This is a genomic window from Frankia sp. CgJB1 (assembly GCF_977947065.1).
Window position 1 is genome coordinate 1 of the sequence record NZ_CDWTNB010000283.1, and the last position, 2799, is coordinate 2799.

2 protein-coding genes are annotated in these 2799 nt (G+C 70.0%); one reads left to right on the forward strand and one right to left on the reverse strand.

Annotated features, from left to right (window positions below):
* Positions 1–438 precede the first annotated feature (438 nt).
* On the forward strand, positions 439–1854 hold the full coding sequence (gene pyk, locus AC08OT_RS19880; protein ID WP_476594763.1) for a pyruvate kinase: 1416 nt from the start codon (positions 439–441) through the stop codon (positions 1852–1854).
* A gap of 361 nt (positions 1855–2215) precedes the next feature.
* Here pyk and AC08OT_RS19885 read toward each other — a convergent pair whose 3' ends face one another.
* Positions 2216–2473 (reverse strand): hypothetical protein, encoded by a 258-nt coding sequence (locus AC08OT_RS19885; protein ID WP_476594762.1) that lies wholly within the window; start codon positions 2471–2473, stop codon positions 2216–2218.
* Positions 2474–2799: the final 326 nt, after the last annotated feature.

Consider the following 2799-nt stretch of genomic DNA (forward strand, 5'->3'; position numbering starts at 1 on the left):
TAAGACCCGGGCTCGGCCGGACGAAGCGGTGCGGCCGCGGGGGAGCTCCCGCCGGCCGCGCCGCCGGCGTGCACCTCCGAGGCGACAACGCTGGTCTCGGCGGGAGCCATGACGTCGGCGACGGCGATGTCGCCGGACGATTGGCGGTGGATGGCGGGATTTTGTTTCATACCGGCTCCGGGGGACTCGATCGTGCCCTACCAACTTCCGCATCCGAGGGAGCGGATCCCAGGAACGTCCGGCGCCCTTGCCGTCTTTCCCGTATCACGCGCGTCGACCGACAGGGGTGTGGCGCGGACGATATGAACGGTACGCCGCTGCGCGACCACGCGCAGCATATAACGGATACGCCTGATCTGACTACTTCTCGGGCCGCCGCACACGTCTCCTGGTGGCCCCCGTGTGCAATGACCGACGATCAGTACTTAGGCTCTGGGTGTGCCCCGTAGAGCCAAGATTGTTTGTACCCTCGGCCCCGCGACCAGCTCGCCAGAGAAGGTCCGGGCCCTCGTCGACGCGGGAATGGACATTGCCCGACTAAATTTCTCCCACGGAACACACGAACAGCATGCCGTCACGTACGCGCGGGTGCGCGAGGCCGCGGAGGCGGCCAGCCGCAGTGTCGGCACGCTCGCCGACCTCCAGGGACCGAAAATCCGGCTGGGGAGCTTCGCCGACGGCGGGGTCACCCTGCTGCCCGGTCAGCGGTTCACCGTCACGATCCGTGATGTTCCCGGCGATCAGCATCAGGTCGGCACAACCTACCCGGGCCTGCCGGGCGACGTCGCGGCCGGGGATCGCGTCCTGGTTGACGACGGCCGCCTGGTCCTCCAGATCGACGGGGTGACCGACACCGACGTCCACACCACGGTCGTCATTGGCGGGCCGGTGAGCGACCACAAGGGGATGAACATTCCCAACGCCGCGCTCACCGTCCCGGCGCTCACCGAGAAGGACGCCGCTGACCTGCGGTTCGCCCTCAACCTCGGGGTGGACATGGTCGCCTTGTCCTTCGTCCGGAGTGCTGTGGACGCCGCGGCGGTGCATGCGATCATGGATGAGGTGGGGATCCGGGTCCCGGTCCACGCCAAGATCGAGAAGCCGCAGGCGGTCGCTGAACTCGACGAGATCATCGAGGCGTTCGACGGTCTGATGATCGCCCGTGGCGATCTCGGGGTCGAGCTGCCGCTCGAGGACGTGCCGCTCGTGCAGAAGCGCGCCGTCAGCCAGGCCCGGGAGCGGGCCAAGCCGGTGATCGTCGCGACCCAGGTGCTCGAGTCCATGGTCAGCGCGCCGCGGCCGACCCGTGCCGAGGCCAGTGACTGCGCCAACGCCGTCCTGGACGGCGCTGACGCGATCATGCTGTCGGCGGAGACGAGCGTCGGTGCATACCCCATCGAGGCCGCGGCCACCATGGCGCGCATCATCGAGACCGCCGAGGCCGACCTCGGCCGGATACCGCCCCTGCGGACCGAACCGCGCACGCTCGGTGGGGCACTCGCCCAGGCCGCCGCGTCGGTAGGAGCCGCGGTCGGCGCCCGTTATCTCGTGGCCCACACCCTCAGTGGTGACACGGCCCGGCGACTCGCCCGGTACCGTACAGAGGTTCCGGTGCTGGCCTTCACGCCGATTCCGGCGGTTCGCAACCAGATGGCGCTCTTCTGGGGCGTGGAAACCTTCCTCGTGCCGTTCGCGGACAGCACGGACGAGATGGTCCGCCAGGTCGACAGCGCCCTCTTCCATATTGGCCGATGCAAGCCGGGTGAACTGGTGGTCGTCGTCGCCGGGACGCCGCCGGGCGTGGCCGGCATGACCAACATGATGCGGGTCCATCGCATCGGGGAGGCCATCTGATCCCACCGTCTGACTGACCCCACCGTCTGGCGTCAGCGTCGCATCCCTGATCTTTGATCTTTGATCCCTGACCGAGAACTGGCCTACCTCGAGCACCCCGAGCCGCGCCGACGCCGAGTCCGCCGGTCGCCGACGGCCCGTCGGCGCGGCCACCGTTGTGCCGTTGCCGTTCTGGCACATGTCGGGCGTGAGCTGATGACTGTCATGATGATGCCGAGCTGGGCCTAGGCGGACAAGCTGGGGGCGTGGTACGGCCCGGGCCCGGTCGCCTCCGGTCCGTACCGGGTCGGCCGGCGGCCTGTTGCACACGGTGTATGTCAGGAAGTGGTGGGATGGCCGAGCAGGGAAGTGGGACGGACGGTCAGGTGTCCGACGCCCGGTCGACGAACGGCGACGCCGCGGCCAATCCCGAAACCGGAGTACCCCGGACCGGGCAGAGCGGTGGGACCACGGAGAAGACCGCACCGCGCCCGGGGGCCGGGAGGAACGCGGCCGCCACGTCCCCCCGTGCGTCGAATCCGACCTCCTCCCAGGGCGGACGAGCAGCGAGCGCGAGTTCGGCCGAGGCGGGTCCGGCCGGCCGGAGCGGTGCGGAGCGGGCCGGAAGCCCGCAGAGCACGACAAAGACAGAGAATCCCGAAAAGCCGGGGAACCTCGGGAAGCCGGGAAACCCCGGGAGCGCGGTTGCCGCCCCGCGGCAGGGTACCGGCCGTATCCCGCCGACGTCGGTTCCACCCTTGGGAGGAGCTTCACCGGCGCGGTCCGTGGGCGGCGGGCAGCGGTCGGTGCCGCCGGCTCCCGCCCGGCCAGCCGCGGCGGACACCCCGGAATCATCGAAGCGGTCGACGCCACCGAAGACCGACACACCCGCCCAGTCTGGTTCCAGTCAGCCCGGTTCCGCCCAGCCCGGTTCCGGCCAGGGGCGCGGCGCCGTCCGACGGCCCT